The sequence below is a fragment of the Cyanobacterium stanieri LEGE 03274 genome (assembly GCF_015207825.1).
GTDB lineage: Bacteria > Cyanobacteriota > Cyanobacteriia > Cyanobacteriales > Cyanobacteriaceae > Cyanobacterium > Cyanobacterium stanieri_B.
Window position 1 is genome coordinate 1 of record NZ_JADEWC010000012.1, and the last position, 16,273, is coordinate 16,273.

Sequence of the window (16,273 nt, forward strand, 5' to 3'; positions counted from 1 at the left end):
CCGCAACCCCTTAACCATCAGTAAACAAATAAAACAAAGTTTTGAACTTCATCCCCAAGTAGAAATTGAAAACCTAGACGACATCGACAACATACCCGATGAAGAATCCCTTGAAGAAAGAACAACCATCATCATAATACCCACCCTAGAACAACTTTTCTTGCGCGACATAGAAGGTTGGGATAGTGTCATACTTTTGAGAGAATTAATCATCCATAACCCCAACTGCTTTTGGATTATCGGCTGTAACCATCTAGCATGGAATTTTTTAGACTATGTCTGTCAAATCAAAGCCTACTTTAATAGTATCCATTCCCTACCGCCCCTAGACGGAGAAATGTTAAAAAATTGGTTAAATCCCGTGATTCAAACCGTAGTTAGTAATAAATTTAAACAAAATCAACACCTAAGCCCTCTCCATAATCCCGAAGAAGATAAAGAAAACCATGACGAAAATTATTGGACATATCTTGCCGAAGAATCATCAGGTATTCCCAGCATCGCCCTTAATCTTTGGATTAACAGCTTAAGATTTGAAAAAGACAACGTTAACGAAGATGAATTGTCTGAAATTACCTTCGAGAAAATAATCGATTCAGACTCTAATTATACTCTAAAACAAATTACCCCATATCTACCCGATTTACCTTCTCTCACCATTGAAAATCGTTATCTATTACACTCAGTATTAATTCATGGACGCATTAGCCGATCGCACTTAGCCATCAGTCTAGGGGAGTCGGAAAGTCAAATAGAAGCCCAAATTCAACAACTTTTAAGACAATATATCCTAAAACGGGAAAACGGTGCTTTATCTATTAACCCCACCTATTATAAAAAACTTAAAAATGAATTGATTAATAATAATTTTTATGTGGGCGAAGAAATAGAATAAAGGTGTTAACAATTAATAATGGACAATTAACAATTAATAAACTATTACCTACCACCGAATATCAACTCCCCTTGATCATTTACAAATTAGCAATAGAGTTGTTGTGAATTAAATATCTGCGTATCTGAAACCCTTATCAAATAAATAGTAAATTGGTCAAAAAATCTATTTCGCAACAAGTTTAGTATCAATATCTTAGTTCAATTTATTGAACGAACTATCGTTAGCTGTGTAATTTATTACACGGTGAGGGGGCGAAGATACTCATCACCCCTACTCCCCATCTCCCATACTTACAAATCCCGAACGGAGGTTAACTATTAATAGTTTCCACACAACGAGCAAACATTTCCACCCCCAAACTAAGGGCAGTTTCATCAAAATCAAAACGGGGATGATGATGGGGAAAATTAAGCCCTTTTTCGGCATTAGCTGAACCTAAAAAGAAATAACAACCCGGAACTTTTTGTAAGAAAAAAGACATATCCTCCCCCCCCATGGTTTGACATTCAGGCACAACCCCCAAAGGAGTTTCCACCACATCAAGGGCAACACTTCTCACTAAATCAGTAATACGAGCATTATTAATTACAGGGGGATACAGTTGCCAGTAGTCAAGGTCATATTTTGCTCCATGGCTTTGGCAAATTCCTTTGATAATAGCTTCTATTCTGTCGCCAATATACTGTTCGTATTTGGGATTAAAATAGCGCACCGTACCACTCATTTTAACGCTATCAGCGATGACATTTAAAGCTGTCCCCCCTTGAAATGTGCCTACGGTGACAACCGCTGAATCCGTGGGTTTTATGTTACGACTGACGATGGTTTGTAAGCTATTAACTATTTGTGAGCCTACCATAATTGAGTCAATGGTTTGATCGGGCATCGCCCCGTGGCCTCCTTTACCAAAAATTTGGCACTTAAAACATTCTACCGCCGCCATCAAAGCCCCTTCTCTCACACCCACAGTGCCTAGGGGTAAATTGTTCCACAGGTGTAAACCTACGATCGCATCTACATCAGGATTCTGTAAAACCCCTTCTTCTATCATCGGTTTAGCGCCTCCTGGGCCTTCTTCTGCTGGTTGAAAGATGATTTTGACTGTACCTCTAAATTTATCCTTGTTATGGGCTAAATAATGGGCAATTCCAAGGGCGATCGCACTATGTCCATCATGACCACAGGCGTGCATAATTCCCTCATGGCGAGACTTATAAGATACTTCATTTAACTCTAGTACGGGCAAAGCATCCATATCCGCTCGAATTGCTAAAACTTTTCCGTCAAAGTCACTTTTAATGGTGGCAACAATACCTGTTTTGGCAACTCCTTTTTGATGTTCAATGCCCCATTCTTTTAGTTTATGGCTAATGAAATCAGCAGTTAAATTTTCCCTAAAACCTAATTCGGGATATTGGTGCATTCTACGGCGCCATTCTACTAATTGGGGTTGTAAATCAAAAATTTGATCACGAATTTGAGTTTTTTTAATGATAGTATCCATTAATTTAATTTTTATAACGCATCTTTATTCTTTTTTCAGTTTACTCTTATTTTTAGTTTTAATATATGATTTTATCCTTAATCTCATTGGTAAATTTTATTGTTATCTAATCTTGTGACCAGTGTTTTAACTCTAATGAAGTAAACTTATTTTTATCTTTCTAATAGTTTTTATTATAAATATTTTATAGTATTTTTATATCTTTTGTTTTATTTTTTTTGCAATCACATAATAATGATTAATCATGAAGCAAACCTGTAACTATATAATAACATATTATATATGTTTTAAAACAAGATATTTTCATAAAAATCTGACCATAAAAATTAAGTTATTATGGGTTAATAGTAGGTTTATTAAATCCATTACTTAATAAAAATAACTAACATAAATTTAATATTATTGAGTGTTATTCATCAGTTATATAGCTAATGAAAAATTAATTAAATTGGGAAAATTTTATTTTTTGATAACCTATGACTCTCCTCCTAAAATTAATGATAAACTCATGGATAAAAACTAGCCTTATTAGCAATGACAGATAACATAGATAAAATAAAAATTATGATTGATACTGCCCTAATTGATAAGCGACTCAATCGCAAAGATAGTAACTTAATCAGAAATGCGATCTATAATGATGGACAAGTAACAAAAGAAAAAATAAGATTATGGCGTGAATTACAAGCCAAAGTAACTAATGGAGAAATACTCCTAGAAAATTGACAATTGCTCTTAGACCACTGACAATAGATAATTAAACTCTCCTAATTTTTTATCTCTTTTTATCTATGAAGTCTGAATCATTACGTACTCCTTTATATTCCTTGTCGGTGGAGTCTAAAGCCAAATTTACTGATTTTGCAGGGTGGGAAATGGCTTTGCAATATGAAGGCTTAAAAAAAGAGCATCAGGCAGTTAGAGACGAAGCGGGAATGTTTGATATTTCCCACATGGGTAAATTTTATTTACGGGGAAAAAATTTACGCTCTAGTTTAGGTTATCTTGTGCCAACAGATTTATCAACTATGACAAGGGGTAAGGCTCTATATTCGGTATTATTGAACCAGCAAGGAGGCATTATTGACGATATTATTTTTTATTATCAGGGTAGCGGTGATGATGGGGTAGAATCGGGAATATTAATTGTTAATGCTTCTACTTGTGAGAAGGATTGGGCTTGGTTAAATAAACACCTCACACCTAAGGGCGTTGAGTTATTGGATAAGACTCAGGATTTAGCTTTAATTGCTATCCAAGGATGTAAGGCTGAGAGTTATCTACAGTCTTTTTTGAATGTTGATTTAAGTCATTTACAGGCTTTTGAGCATTTAACCACCAGTTTTGAGGGGCAAAAAGTTTTTGTGGCTCGGACGGGTTACACTGGGGAAGATGGTTTTGAGGTGATGACTACTGCTACTGTAGCACAGGATATGTGGCGATCGCACTTAGAACAAGGGGTAATTCCCTGCGGTTTAGGGGCAAGGGATACCCTTCGATTGGAAGCGGGGATGAGTTTGTATGGGCAAGAAATAGACGAAACCACTACCCCCCTTGAAGCTGGATTGGGATGGTTAGTCAATCTTAACCGTGAGGATGACTTTATGGGGCGTGAAATCCTCGTTAAACAAAAGCAAGAGGGCTTGACTAAAAAATTGGTGGGCTTACAAATGGAGGGAAGATATATCGCCCGTCATGGTTATCCCATCAAACATAATAATAGTACCATCGGTGAAGTTACTAGCGGTACTCTTTCTCCTACCCTCAACAGTGCGATCGCCCTTGGTTATTTACCCATACAATTAAGTAAAATAGGGCAAACTGTGGATATAGAAATCAGAGGCAAACTCTACCCCGCCAAAGTTGTCAAAAAACCTTTCTATCGCCGTAAATAAGAGTCATTACCATCATAATATGGCATTGCTTAATAATGGTGGGAAATATAATTGAATGATGATAAAAATTGAGACATCAAAATATTATCACTATTCCCTATTCCCCTCCTAAAAGAGAAATTCATATCTAAAATAAGCAACGCCCATAGTATTATTAACACTATTCCCCATTGCCCATTCCCTATTCCCCGAAATGATGTTGTTATAATTGTTTAAAGAAATATGAATAAATATTAAGCAATTTTAACAAAATTCCCCATGGTACAAATAGAAAATAAACCAGTAGAAAATAAATCCTATAGCTTAGAAGACTGGCGTAAAGGTTACGAATCTCAACCCCACGAAAAAGAATATTGGATAGAAGATATAGAAGGAGAAATCCCCCCTGACTTACGGGGTACATTATATCGTAATGGGCCTGGATTATTAGAAGTATATGGCACACCCTTAAATCATCCCTTTGATGGAGATGGCATGATTTGCTCATTTAAATTTACAGATGAGGGTTGTTATTTTCGTAATAGTTATGTAAAAACAAAAGAATATTTAGAAGAAAAAGAAGCTCAAAAAATGCTCTATCGAGGGGTATTTGGTAGCCAAAAACCAGGGGGAATTTTAGGTAATATCTTTGATATAAAAGTAAAAAATATTGCCAATACTAATGTTATCAAGCTAGGAAAAAAATTATTAGCATTATGGGAGGCCGCATTACCTTATTATTTAGATCCAGAAACCTTAGAAACAAAAAAATTAGATAATTTAGATGGTATTTTAAAAGACGGTGATGTTTTTTCAGCGCACCCTAGAATCGATCCTCATTCACCATTTAATAACGGTAAACCTTCCTTAATTAATTTTGGTATAAAGCCTGGTTTATCTAGCACCATCAATATTTACGAATTTGATTTAGAAGGAAATATCTTACAACAATATAGCCATATTACCCCCGGATTTTGCTTTATTCATGATTTTTTAATTACTCCCAACTATATTATTTTCTTCCAAAATCCTACCAGTTATAATCCTTTACCCTTTGTATTTGGGATTAAGGGCGCTGGGGAATGTTTAGATTTTAAAGAGAATGAAACCACTAAAATTATTTTAATTCCTCGCCATACACCCCATAAAGATGTCATTACCTTAGAAACAAATGCAGGGTTTATTTTTCACCATGCCAATGCTTTTGAAAAAGATGAAAAAACTTTAATTATTGACTCAGTATGCTATGCCAAATTGAGTCAAATTAACCCCGATAAAAGTTATAAAGAGGTAGATTTTGATGAACTTGCACCCGGGCAATTATTCCGTTTTAAACTAGATTTAAATACTCAAAAAGTAGAAAAGGAATTACTTAATCAACGGTGTGTAGAATTTCCTTTTATCAATCCTGAAAATGTCGGGAGAGATTATCGTTATTTGTTCATCGGTGCTACCCATAACGCCACTAAAAATGCTCCTCTACAGGCTTTGTTAAAATTTGATTTATATACTAAAGAAGAACAATTATATTCCTTTGCCCCTAAAGGTTTTGCCGGTGAGCCTATTTTTGTACCAAAAAACAATACTACAGGGGAAGATGATGCTTGGATATTAGATTTAATTTATGACTCCGAAAATCATCGCTCGGATTTGGTGATATTTGATGGTAAAGATATTTCGCAACCTGTAGCTACTTTACATCTTAAGCAACATATCCCTTATGGGTTGCATGGTAGTTGGGCTTCCACAATTGACAACTAACAATTGACAATGGACAATTATTGAGAGGTTGATGGTGGGCATTGCCCACCCTACTTTGTGAGGAATCAAATAATGCAGATAAGAAATTATAGTTTTGACTGGAATCAGCGCACCTACATCATGGGAATACTCAATGTTACTCCCGATAGTTTTAGTGATGGGGGAGAATATAATGAATTACAAAAAGCTGTAAATCAAGCCCTTACCATGGTACAAGATGGGGCGAATATAATTGATATTGGGGGGCAATCCACACGCCCTGGGGCGCTGGAGGTGACTTTGGAGGAGGAGTTAAATCGAGTTATTCCCGTTATCGAGGCTATTCGTGAAAAAACAGATATTCCTATTTCCGTTGATACCACAAGGGCTGAAGTGGCAAAAAGGGCGATCGCCTCTGGGGTTGATATAATTAATGATATATCAGGGGCAACATTCGATCCTAATATGTTAGATACTGTTGCCCGTTTACAAGTGCCGATTATTTTAATGCACATTCGGGGTAATCCTCAAACTATGCAAACCATGACGGATTATCAAGATTTAATCGCAGAAATTGAAGAATTTTTCCTTGATAGAATTGCCCAATGTCTCCAAAAAGGCATCCTTCAATCTAATATTATCATTGATCCTGGCATTGGTTTTGCTAAAAATTATCAGCAAAATATCGCAATTCTAAATAATATTAAAAAATTAAAAAATCTTGGTTTTCCAATGCTTATTGGCACTTCTCGAAAAAGTTTTATCGGTAAAATATTAAATGAAAATGACCCAGCAAAAAGGGTATGGGGGACAGCTGCTACTTGTTATCATGCCATTGCTCAAGGTGCTGATATTTTGAGGGTTCATGATGTTGCACCAATGTACGATATTACTAGGGTTGCTGATGCTATTACTCGGTCAAAACAAGGTTAGTAATAAAATTTGTAACGAAAATTCTTTTTTTTCTTGACTTTGTACTTATTTTAAGGGATTATAGAATTGTTTGTTAGATAATGGAAATATTATTGTTTATCTCTGAAAATGCATAGATTACCATTATATTATAAGCATATCATAAAAAGGGGCATGACACAATAAAAAAGTCCTTAATTTTCTCTATGCTCAATAATAGAGTTTTTAAGAACAAATATGATATTTTACGAGACTTGTTGGGCTTCGTTACCTCCACCCAAACTATGATAAATCAATTATAAATATGCTTCGTAAGCCATCAACATTAGCTTAACCAAAGATACACCGAGTAAAGCTAAACCGCTGAGGGTACTAATGGCGAATCCGGGGGCTCTTTTTTTAGCTTCCTTGGCATAACCCCAAGCATAAAGAATTCTACCCACAACCCAAGTACCACCCAATATCATACCCCACATTTCACTAACAAAGTAAGAAAAAATCCAGAGGAGGGGTAAGAAGAAGATAAGTTGTTCGAGGGTATTTTCTTGTACTCTTAAGACTCTTTCAAAGTTTTCGTCTCCGCTAGTGGCAGGGGGCATGACGTTATATTTAAATCTGGCTCTACCTACGTTTATAATGGTGACAAAATAAACTAAAAGAGCAAATACTGTAATAATGCTAGGTCCTAATAACATGGTTTTTTATGGTTGATATAACTAGATTAGTATAACGTCTATGGTGTACTTGTGTTGTCATTTAAGAAGAAAAATAATAACAATGTGCCACAAAGAATTTTTACTTTTTTGAGTTATTTCATTATTTTATTTATTTACTAATAGAAAACTTTCTTTGTCATAAATGTCTTAGATATAAATCATTAAAGCAAACAAATTATTTTTATTTCCAGTTATTTTTTGCTTGATTTAGAATATAGTTAGAAAGATCATTTATTTGTTGCTTTGAAAGGCGATCGCCATAAGCCGACATATTATTTTTGCCATTAGTGATTATAGTTGCTATGGACTCAGGGGTATCGTAACTATTTTTTTGAAGGGCTTTTAATTTTAAGTTTTTGCCCCTGCGAATGATATTACCTCCATTAAGATGACACCCTGCACAGTTAATCTCAAAAAGTTTACTAGGTTCATGAATATTTTGATTAATTTGAGTTAAGTTTATCTGGGCGATCGCCCTTGGAATATAAAATAAATTAAAGGCAATAATAGTAATTAGTGTAACTGTAAAAATAGATAATTTTCGCATAATTTACAAAGATAATAAAAACAAAATTGAAAGTGAATAAATTATTAATTAATAAATTAACAATGATCTTATCTTAATGCTAAATCATTTCGTAAGTTGAAAGCAAGATATAGCAATTTTCGTGATGGTGAGGTACAAAACTTATCGGTATCTCGGAATAGGGAATGGAAAATGCTATAAATACTGCACCTCATAGTTTAAATAAAGGCTATAAGGGGAAAATGAAAAGAAATAAAATTTGTTGACAACCCCAGATATTTCATTGATAATTCAGAATTTATGATTATGCCCAAAAAGGGATCAGCTATACTGAAAGGGAAGTTTCAAGGAATAATTTCATGACCATACAGCTAATTGAAAGGCAAAAACAATTAGAAAAACTGAAAAATGAAGAATTTGACTGCTTGATTATCGGAGGAGGTGCAACAGGCACAGGCTCTGCATTAGAGGCTAATAAGAGAGGTTTAAAAGTAGCCCTGGTTGAAAGATTTGACTTTGCGTCGGGTACGAGTAGCCGTAGTACAAAATTATTGCATGGTGGGGTAAGATATTTAGAACAGGCTTTTAAACGTTTGGACGTTGAGCAATTTAATTTGGTAAGGGATGCCCTATCAGAAAGAAAAAATGTCATTCACATTGCCCCCCACTTAGCCAAGCCTTTACCCTTGATAATTCCTTTATATCAGTTTTGGCAAATTCCCTATTTTTTCACAGGGTTGTTAATGTATGATTTACTATCAGGAAAACAAAGTTTAGGGCGCAGTCGTTTACTTAGTATTAAAGATACTTTAGAGTTATTTCCCTCCCTCAATACCGAAGGTATGATTGCCAGTGTCATGTATTATGATGGGCAGTTTGATGATGCTAGGCTTAATGTGGAAGTAGCCATGAAAGCCATTGAGCAAGGATGTGCGATCGCAAATTACCTCGAAGTCATTGAAATTATCAAGGAAAATGATAAATGTAGGGGGGCAGTGGTAAAAGATAGCCTTAGTGGTGAAACCTTCCCTATCAAAGCCGAAGTTGTAGTTAATGCCACAGGGCCTTATAGTGATAGTATAAGACATTTAGACCAAGCCGAAGCCGAAAAGATACTCAAAGTAAGCTCAGGGGTACACATTGTTGTCGATAAAGCCTACGCCCCTGGAGATGGTGCTTTATTGATTCCTAAAACCGATGATGGTAGGGTTATTTTCATTGTACCTTGGCGTCAATTTACCCTCATTGGTACAACGGACGAAGAAGCGCAAGTTAATGATAATCCTCAGCCGACGGAAGAAGAAATCGAATATTTAATGGCATACGCTAACCGCTATCTAACCGAAACCATTAATCGTCAAGATGTCTTATCGGCATGGAGTGGATTACGCCCCCTTGTTTCTCCTAACCATAGTGCTAATTCTACCGCTAAAATTTCCCGAGATCATACTATTCTTAAGTCTAAAAGTGGTTTAATCACCATTACAGGGGGAAAATGGACGACTTTCCGCAAAATGGCGGCCGATACCATCAACCAAGTTATTAAACAATTATCCTCCCCTAGTGGTTTTTCTGGTCATTCTTCTGAGTTAATTCCCGTGGCAGGGGGCGAAAACTATGATTTTGATCAATTAGATCAAAAATTAGCTTTAACCATTGAAGATGAGGCTATTAGACATCACCTAATTAATTATTATGGTTCAAGGGCGATCGCCATTAATACCATCATAGAAGAATATGGCATCGAAAGATTAGCTCCCCAATATCCCTTCATCACCGCCGAGGTTGCCTACGTTTGTCGCTATGAAATGGCACAAAAATCAGAGGATATTTTATCCCGTAGATTTAGGTTAACATTCCTAGACTCCGCCGTCAGTAAGCAAGTAACAGAAAAAGTAAATACCATCATTGAAAAGGAAAAAGCAACCATAAATCAAGAAAAAATAACCGTTAACTCTTAATAATATAATGAACGATTACACTTGATTTAACTAGAAAAAAAATAGCATAAATTCTCTTTTTTCTTATTATCCTAGGTATCATAAATATAATATTTTGAACTAGCCCTTTCCCCTCTTTTTGAGGGGCTTTTTGTAGGCAAAACATTGCTATTTTTCCAATATTAAAAATACTTTCATTCCCTGTCCATTCCCAAACTTCACCCCATCGTTTACCATTAACAAAAAGCCGTCTAAGAATGACGGGGTTTTAAACCTATTTTTGGATAAAAAGATATGCTAATTAAGAGAATATTATCCTGTTTGATTATCTTTTCTCTAAGTATAATGATCAGCAGTTGTAATGACACCATTGACAGTGTACAAGCCTTTAACACCAATAATGCACCCATTCCCAAAGTTGATAACATCGCCGAGGTAGCCCCCCCAAAATTAATTCAAGAATTAAATAAAACCTTCTTATCAAAACAACCCCAAGTAAGTATTATTAGCCCCGCTGATAATGAAATTCTTTCTACCACCACAGCCCAAGTCAAATTAGAAATAAAAGGATTAGATATATTTAAAAATGAAGAATTACAGATGGGGCCCCATTTACACTTCTTCCTAGATGATCAACCCTATCAAGCCGTATATAATACCAATGAGCCTTTAACTTTATCCGATTTAGCCCCCGGCACCCATACCATTCGGGTTTTTGCCTCCCGCCCATGGCATGAAAGTTTTAAAAATCCTGATGCCTATGCCCAAACCACCTTCCATGTTTTCACTCCCACGGAGGATAACAATCCTTCAGGAAGCCAACCCCTTCTTACTTACAGTCGCCCCCAAGGAAATTATGGGGCTGAGCCCATTATGCTCGATTTTTACCTCACCAATGCGCCATTACATCTTGTTGCCCAAGAAAACCAAGAAGACGGTATTCGGGATTGGCGTATTCGAGTAACAGTTAACGGAGAAACTTTTTTATTGGATACTTGGCAACCGATTTATTTGACTGGTTTTAATAAGGGCGAAAATTGGGTAAAATTAGAGTTTATTGATGATCGTGGAGATGTGATTAAAAACTCTTTTAATAGCACTGTGAGGGTAATTAATTATGATCCCAAAATTAAGGATACTTTGTCAAAATTAGTGACGGGTAAAATTAGTTTAAATAAGGCAAAGGCTATTACCATTCCTACTTATATAGAGTCTCCTGAAACTACGGTAGAAGAAGTTATCGAAAATGAAGTTGATGAGGTGATGATGCCTCAAGAAGAAACCATAGTTGAAGATAATATAAATCAAGAGTCTGATGTTAGTGACACTGAGAATAAGGATTTAAAAAAAGACTCTGAGACGATAACAGAGGAGGAAAATCAAGAAGCTACCACGGAAGATATTCAGGCAACAACCAAGGAGGAGGATGTTATTAATGAAATCTTAGATACTGTGTTAGAGGAGGAAAATCAGAAAAATTCCCCAGAAGATAATATGGTTAATAATGATGAAGAAAATAAGTCTTTAGAAGAAATTATTACGGAGGAGATTATCGATGTGCCACCCTCTAATGATGGGGAAAAGGATATATCAGCCGATGATAATGATGAAGTAGTAACCATTAATTGATAAAATTTATTATAGTGTATTAATAATAATCACTGCTTAATTTGTTATGGATAATTGTTAAACTATTGTATTTTTTACTTATTAATATTGTTATTTACAATAAATCAATATTTTATTAAAATAAAATTATATTATTAAAAGTATTGTTTTGTTGAAAATATATTATTAATGTAGTAATTTTTATTATAAATAGTCAATTATCCATTTTTATCTTTGATTAAAGTAATAGTTTAAATAATTATGGCAGGGCATAGTAAGTGGGCGAATATCAAAAGACAAAAAGCGAGGGTTGATGCTAAAAAAGGTAAAACTTTTACCCAACTTTCTCGGGCAATTATTGTAGCAGCCCGTAATGGTATTGCTGATATTGATGGTAATTTTCAGTTACGTACGGCGGTAGAAAAGGCTAAGGCCGCGGGGATACCTAATGATAACATTGAAAGGGCGATCGCAAAGGGCGCTGGTACTTATAGTGACGGGGAAGCCAACTTAGAAGAAATTCGTTACGAAGGTTATGGCATTGGAGGAGTTGCGGTATTGATTGAAGCCCTAACAGATAATCGCAATCGCACCGCCGCCGACATCAGGGAAGCCTTTAGTAAAAATGGCGGCAATTTGGGGGAAACGGGTTGTGTTAGTTGGATGTTTGATCATAAGGGGGTGGTAATATTAGAAGGGGAAATAGACGAAGATAAGTTGTTAGAAGTATCTTTGGAGGCGGATGCCCAAAGTTATGAAATTATTGAGGAGGAAGATTATCAGGGGGTAGAAATTTTTAGTGAGGTGACAAATTTAGAAAACCTTAACCAACATTTGCAAAATCATTTTTCGGTGAAGGAGGCAGAATTACGTTGGATTCCTAATAATTTTGTAGAAATTAATGATCCTGAACAAACTAAATATTTATTAAGATTAATGGATGCTTTAGAGTCTTTGGATGATGTTCAAAATGTCACCGCTAATTTTGAATTAATTGATGATTAATAATTATCACTTCAGTATGCAATTTGTCTTTTAAGTGATGGGGAGTGTGGGTGATGGGGAGTGTGGGTGATAATAGTTTAATTATTTATTGTCAATTGTCCATTGTTAATTGTCAATTTTTAAAACCCTTAATGGCAAACAAATATGAGGTTGCACATCAAGGGTATATATGATGATTAAAATTGATTGAGGAAACGTAAATCGCTATTGTACAAACGACGAATATCATCAATTTTGTGGAGAATCATGGCGAATCTTTCTACCCCTAAACCCGCAGCAAAACCACTATATTCTTCTGGATCATAACCTACGGCTTTTAGTACATTAGGATCAACCATACCACAACCCATGACTTCTAACCACTTACCTTGCCATTGTACATCAACTTCGGCGGAAGGTTCGGTAAAGGGGAAATAACTAGCACGGAAAACCGTGGGTAAGTCATCACCAAACATTTGTCTTAAAAATTCTTTGATAGTGCCTTTTAAATCGGTGAAAGTTAGGTTTTTGCCAATGGCTAAGACTTCGATTTGATGGAATACTGCTGAATGGGTAGCATCTACGGTGTCACGGCGATAAACTCTCCCAGGGGCGATAATACGGATGGGGGGTTCGTTATTTTCCATGTATCTAATTTGTACCGAAGAAGTATGGGTACGCAATAGGCTACCATCTCCAAAGTAGAAGGTATCTTGCATATCTCTGGCGGGATGCTCGGGGGGGGTATTAAGGGCTTCAAAGTTGTAGTAATCGCTCTCGATTTGAGGCCCTTGGGCGACTGTATAGCCTAAACCAACGAATATATCAATCACTCTGTCGATGGTGCTTTGGAGGGGATGGGATTTGCCGAGGGGTTTACTGACTCCTGGCATGGTGACATCGATAGTTTCTGAGGCGATTTGGGCTTGTATTTGTTGTTGTTGTAATTTTTCTTGTTGTTGGCTGAGGCTATTTTGAATTTTATCTTTGATTTGATTGGCAACGGCACCGACAACGGGGCGCATTTCGGGGGAAAGTTTGCCCATTCCTTTTAAGATTAGTGATAGTTCGCCTTTTTTTCCTAGGTAGGCTACTCTTAATTCTTCTAATTTTTTTAGATTATCGCTATGGGCGATCGCACTTTGGGCTTCTTTTTCAAGGGTTTGTAGTTGAATTTCGATTTCTGTTGCCATCTTTTTTTAATCATTCTCAGGTGTCGTTAATTCATTATTACTTAAAACACACCCTAGGACAATTGAATTGATAATTGTTTGACTCAATACCCGAAACCTAAATCCTATTAATCAAATTTATCATCACCCACCGTGTAATGAATCACAGTGCCAAATCTGATTAGTAGAATTTACCATAACTCACCATGTAATAAATTATACAGCTGATATTAAGTTCGGATACTTTGTTATAAATAGATTGTATTTTCGCAGTTGCCCCACCGTGTAATGAATTACACGGCTAATTGTTTATCGTTCAATGAATTGAACTAAAATTAATTACTTTAATATTTTTGGCATTGCTGATTTTGAGTATGAAGCATTATTTAATTACAGTAAATGTATAGTATTAAAACTATTATTAATATTGCCCATTCCCTATTGCCAAACTAAACTAAAAATCTTACCTTAATTCACCAACGCCATATTTTTCATACCTAATATTTTCTTTCCTTGGGTTCAAACATATTGATAACTACGGGCATATAATCGATTTTTACCCCATCAGGGTGATGATAGGCGAGGGTATGTTGCAAAAATTGTTGATCATCACGTTGGGGGAAGTCTTCCCGTGAATGGGCGCCTCGGCTTTCCTGCCGTTGCATGGCGGAGGTGAGAATCATTTCTCCTACTACCATGATATTTTTTAATTCGAGAGCTTCGATTAATTCTGTATTCCAGTAGGTTGATTTATCGTCAAGGAAAATTTGATTGTAAAGGGATTTAAGTTCTTGAATTTTATCTAATCCTTGCTGCATTATATCTTGAGAGCGAAACACCCCACAATGTTCTGTCATGGTATCCTGAAACCTTTGCCTTAATTCATTAATTCTCAAATTTCCCCGCTGATTGAGTAAACAATCGATTCTGGCTTGGGCGGTTTCTAAATATGGTATTTCGTTGATGGTAGGAAACTCTCTATTTTGCACATAAAGTGCGATCGCCCTTCCCGTTTTTCTGCCATATACCACGCATTCCAACAAGGAATTACTACCCAAACGGTTGGCGCCATGTACCGATACACAGGCACACTCCCCCGCCGCAAAAAAGCCTTCTACAAGGGTATCTTTATCCTGACGTATCCTCCCATCGGTATTCACAGGGATTCCCCCCATACAATAATGGGCAGTGGGGCGCACGGGCATGGGCTCATGCACCGCATCAATACCCACCAACCGATGGGCTTCCTCCCAACAAAAAGGTACACGACTCATAATTTTTTCCTTACCCATGTGAGTCAAATCCAGATGTATATAAGGCCCTCCTGCCCTGCCATCGCTGTGGATACCCCTCCCCGCCCGAATCTCTTTCACAATCGCCCTAGAGGTGATGTCACGGGGGGCGAGTTCCATTTGATTGGGGGCATAGTTTGCCATAAATCTTTCCCCCTCGCTGTTGCGCAAATAAGCCCCTTCTCCCCTCACCGCTTCCGAGATTAATACCCCCACAGGATATAAACCCGTAGGATGAAATTGGACAAATTCCATGTCTTCTAAGGGCAACTGGGCGATCGCACACATTCCCAAACCATCCCCCGTAGAAGCATAATCATTAGAAGTAGTATTAAAAACCCGTCCATAACCCCCCGTGGCAAACATCACTGCCTTAGCCCTAGCCACTTGCACATTACCATCATCAATGTTAAACATTACTACTCCTTTGGCTTCCTGTTGCCCCGAAGGCTTCTCCTCCAAAATCAAATCCATCACATACCATTCATCATATATCTGCACCCCGAAACGTCGTAAATTGTTCACCAATTCATGTAAAATAGCATGACCAGTTTTATCGGCTGCATAACAGGTGCGCTTGTGAGAATGCCCCCCAAAAGCCCTTTGGGCAATTTTTCCATCTTCCAAACGGGAAAATAACACCCCCAAATGTTCCAACTCAATAATTACTTCGGGGGCTTCCTTGGTTAAATATGCCACCGCATCTTGATCGGCTAGATAGTCCGAACCCTTGACCGTATCAAAGGCGTGGGCTTTCCAATCATCCTCAGGGTCAACATTTTTTAATGTTGCCGCAATGCCTCCTTGTGCCGCCACAGAATGGGAGCGAATGGGATGGGTTTTTGCCACCAAAGCCACATCTATATCTTGATTTTGCTTTTTGATTTCCAAGGCCGCCCGACAACCTGCTAAACCACCGCCAACGATAATGACATCATGCTGTAACATAACCAAACCTGAGTAAACATCACTATTTCTATGGTGTGACAGTTCTGGGAAAATGTACTATTTTGATTACAATTCTTTGTATTTTAATCTAAGGTGCGATCGCATCTGCTTGATATTAAGTTGAAATAACTTGTTACAGTAAAAGCAAAAGAGTATTTC

At 36.7% G+C, this 16,273-nt stretch carries 13 protein-coding genes; 8 read left to right on the forward strand and 5 right to left on the reverse strand.

Annotated features, from left to right (window positions below; genetic code table 11):
• The coding region (locus IQ215_RS06890; RefSeq protein WP_193800582.1) for a MarR family transcriptional regulator at positions 1 to 895 on the forward strand (895 nt) is incomplete at its 5' end.
• A 313-nt stretch (positions 896 to 1,208) separates the two neighbouring features.
• Here the strand turns inward: IQ215_RS06890 and IQ215_RS06895 are convergent.
• A complete protein-coding gene (locus tag IQ215_RS06895) occupies positions 1,209 to 2,402 on the reverse strand; it encodes a M20 metallopeptidase family protein (RefSeq protein ID WP_193800583.1) in 1,194 nt (397 codons plus the stop codon).
• Between the two features lie 534 nt (positions 2,403 to 2,936).
• Here IQ215_RS06895 and IQ215_RS06900 point away from each other — a divergent pair.
• The 4 genes from IQ215_RS06900 to folP all read left to right on the forward strand — a co-directional run bounded on the left by IQ215_RS06900 (position 2,937) and on the right by folP (position 6,949).
• On the forward strand, positions 2,937 to 3,128 hold the full coding sequence (locus tag IQ215_RS06900; protein ID WP_193800584.1) for a hypothetical protein: 192 nt from the start codon (positions 2,937 to 2,939) through the stop codon (positions 3,126 to 3,128).
• Positions 3,129 to 3,193: 65 nt separating this feature from the next.
• Positions 3,194 to 4,297, forward strand: coding sequence for a glycine cleavage system aminomethyltransferase GcvT (gene gcvT / locus IQ215_RS06905; protein WP_193800585.1), 1,104 nt, complete (start codon positions 3,194 to 3,196; stop codon positions 4,295 to 4,297).
• 258 nt (positions 4,298 to 4,555) lie between these two features.
• On the forward strand, positions 4,556 to 6,037 hold the full coding sequence (locus IQ215_RS06910) for a carotenoid oxygenase family protein (RefSeq protein ID WP_193800586.1): 1,482 nt from the start codon (positions 4,556 to 4,558) through the stop codon (positions 6,035 to 6,037).
• A 72-nt stretch (positions 6,038 to 6,109) separates the two neighbouring features.
• Positions 6,110 to 6,949 carry a dihydropteroate synthase gene (gene folP / locus IQ215_RS06915; protein WP_193800587.1) on the forward strand — a complete coding sequence of 280 codons (840 nt, stop codon included), beginning with the start codon at positions 6,110 to 6,112 and terminating at the stop codon, positions 6,947 to 6,949.
• A gap of 275 nt (positions 6,950 to 7,224) precedes the next feature.
• On the opposite strand, the gene IQ215_RS06920 is transcribed toward folP, so the two are convergent.
• Positions 7,225 to 7,623 (reverse strand): MAPEG family protein, encoded by a 399-nt coding sequence (locus tag IQ215_RS06920; RefSeq protein WP_193800588.1) that lies wholly within the window; start codon positions 7,621 to 7,623, stop codon positions 7,225 to 7,227.
• Positions 7,624 to 7,825: 202 nt separating this feature from the next.
• Positions 7,826 to 8,191 carry a c-type cytochrome gene (locus IQ215_RS06925; protein WP_193800589.1) on the reverse strand — a complete coding sequence of 122 codons (366 nt, stop codon included), beginning with the start codon at positions 8,189 to 8,191 and terminating at the stop codon, positions 7,826 to 7,828.
• A gap of 338 nt (positions 8,192 to 8,529) precedes the next feature.
• Here IQ215_RS06925 and IQ215_RS06930 point away from each other — a divergent pair, with 338 nt between their 5' ends.
• From IQ215_RS06930 to IQ215_RS06940, 3 genes are all read left to right on the forward strand, one after another.
• Positions 8,530 to 10,131 carry a glycerol-3-phosphate dehydrogenase/oxidase gene (locus IQ215_RS06930; RefSeq protein WP_193800590.1) on the forward strand — a complete coding sequence of 534 codons (1,602 nt, stop codon included), beginning with the start codon at positions 8,530 to 8,532 and terminating at the stop codon, positions 10,129 to 10,131.
• A 324-nt stretch (positions 10,132 to 10,455) separates the two neighbouring features.
• The gene (locus IQ215_RS06935) at positions 10,456 to 11,739 is read left to right on the forward strand and encodes a hypothetical protein (RefSeq protein WP_241735275.1); all 1,284 of its coding nucleotides are present in this window, start codon (positions 10,456 to 10,458) and stop codon (positions 11,737 to 11,739) included.
• 240 nt (positions 11,740 to 11,979) lie between these two features.
• Positions 11,980 to 12,723, forward strand: a complete 744-nt coding sequence (locus tag IQ215_RS06940) for a YebC/PmpR family DNA-binding transcriptional regulator (protein ID WP_193800592.1) — start codon at positions 11,980 to 11,982, stop codon at positions 12,721 to 12,723.
• 176 nt (positions 12,724 to 12,899) lie between these two features.
• Here the strand turns inward: IQ215_RS06940 and pheS are convergent, their stop codons facing one another.
• Positions 12,900 to 13,895: a phenylalanine--tRNA ligase subunit alpha gene (gene pheS, locus IQ215_RS06945; RefSeq protein WP_206688534.1), complete on the reverse strand. Its 996-nt coding sequence runs from the start codon at positions 13,893 to 13,895 to the stop codon at positions 12,900 to 12,902.
• A gap of 476 nt (positions 13,896 to 14,371) precedes the next feature.
• Positions 14,372 to 16,114 carry a succinate dehydrogenase/fumarate reductase flavoprotein subunit gene (locus tag IQ215_RS06950; RefSeq protein ID WP_193800593.1) on the reverse strand — a complete coding sequence of 581 codons (1,743 nt, stop codon included), beginning with the start codon at positions 16,112 to 16,114 and terminating at the stop codon, positions 14,372 to 14,374.
• Between the last annotated feature and the right edge of the window lie 159 nt (positions 16,115 to 16,273).

Bases quoted from the DNA above. Each gene is read 5' to 3' on its own strand.
- IQ215_RS06910 (WP_193800586.1), top strand. From the start codon at position 4,556: ATGGTACAAATAGAAAATAAACCAGTAGAAAATAAATCCTATAGCTTA.
- IQ215_RS06935 (WP_241735275.1), top strand. From the start codon at position 10,456: ATGATCAGCAGTTGTAATGACACCATTGACAGTGTACAAGCCTTTAAC.
- IQ215_RS06895 (WP_193800583.1), bottom strand. From the start codon at position 2,402: ATGGATACTATCATTAAAAAAACTCAAATTCGTGATCAAATTTTTGAT.
- pheS (WP_206688534.1), bottom strand. From the start codon at position 13,895: ATGGCAACAGAAATCGAAATTCAACTACAAACCCTTGAAAAAGAAGCC.
- IQ215_RS06930 (WP_193800590.1), top strand. From the start codon at position 8,530: ATGACCATACAGCTAATTGAAAGGCAAAAACAATTAGAAAAACTGAAA.
- IQ215_RS06940 (WP_193800592.1), top strand. From the start codon at position 11,980: ATGGCAGGGCATAGTAAGTGGGCGAATATCAAAAGACAAAAAGCGAGG.
- gcvT (WP_193800585.1), top strand. From the start codon at position 3,194: ATGAAGTCTGAATCATTACGTACTCCTTTATATTCCTTGTCGGTGGAG.
- IQ215_RS06950 (WP_193800593.1), bottom strand. From the start codon at position 16,114: ATGTTACAGCATGATGTCATTATCGTTGGCGGTGGTTTAGCAGGTTGT.
- IQ215_RS06920 (WP_193800588.1), bottom strand. From the start codon at position 7,623: ATGTTATTAGGACCTAGCATTATTACAGTATTTGCTCTTTTAGTTTAT.
- folP (WP_193800587.1), top strand. From the start codon at position 6,110: ATGCAGATAAGAAATTATAGTTTTGACTGGAATCAGCGCACCTACATC.
- IQ215_RS06900 (WP_193800584.1), top strand. From the start codon at position 2,937: ATGACAGATAACATAGATAAAATAAAAATTATGATTGATACTGCCCTA.
- IQ215_RS06925 (WP_193800589.1), bottom strand. From the start codon at position 8,191: ATGCGAAAATTATCTATTTTTACAGTTACACTAATTACTATTATTGCC.